Annotated in this window: 1 pseudogene; it reads right to left on the bottom strand. The window is 65.7% G+C overall.

Features of this window, described 5'->3' with window-relative positions:
- Positions 1 to 105 precede the first annotated feature (105 nt).
- Positions 106 to 309: pseudogene (locus Q1B08_RS21720) on the bottom strand (transposase domain-containing protein); the annotation flags it as partial.
- Positions 310 to 455 lie beyond the last annotated feature (146 nt).

Below are 455 nucleotides of genomic sequence, written 5' to 3'. Positions count from 1 at the left end.
CGGCTCGGGCGTCGGCTTGCCCTTCAGCCAGGTCTCGGGCGCGGCGTCGAACTTCTCCTTGCAGCGGGCGGAGCAGAGTAAGCGTGGTCTGCGCCCCACTGGGGATCAGCTTGACGGCGTGAAGTTCCACGGCAGGAGGTCGTCGATGCGGCTCTGGGGATGCCCGGCGGCAATAGCTTCGAGGGTGACCCTGAGATAGGCGAAGGGCTCGACGCCGTTGATCTTTGCGGTCTCGATGAGCGACGCGATACGTCCCCAGGCGCGCCCTCCTTCGTCGTGCCCGGCGAACAATGCGTTCTTCCTGCTTAGAGTATCCGTCTTGATCAAGTGGGTTTTGGGACCCATTCGCGATCTGCCTTGAGAAGGGCATTTGCGAGTTCGGCCTGGGTGGCGGCGATCTGGCGCTCGGCCTGCGCGAGCCGCGCGCGGGTCTGGCGCCTGGTCAGGGCGAGGGT

The sequence above is a fragment of the uncultured Jannaschia sp. genome (genome assembly GCF_947494025.1).
In the GTDB taxonomy this organism is placed as follows: domain Bacteria; phylum Pseudomonadota; class Alphaproteobacteria; order Rhodobacterales; family Rhodobacteraceae; genus Jannaschia.
The sequence above is the reverse complement of the archived record's forward strand: the minus strand, read 5'-3'. Positions and strand labels throughout refer to the sequence as shown.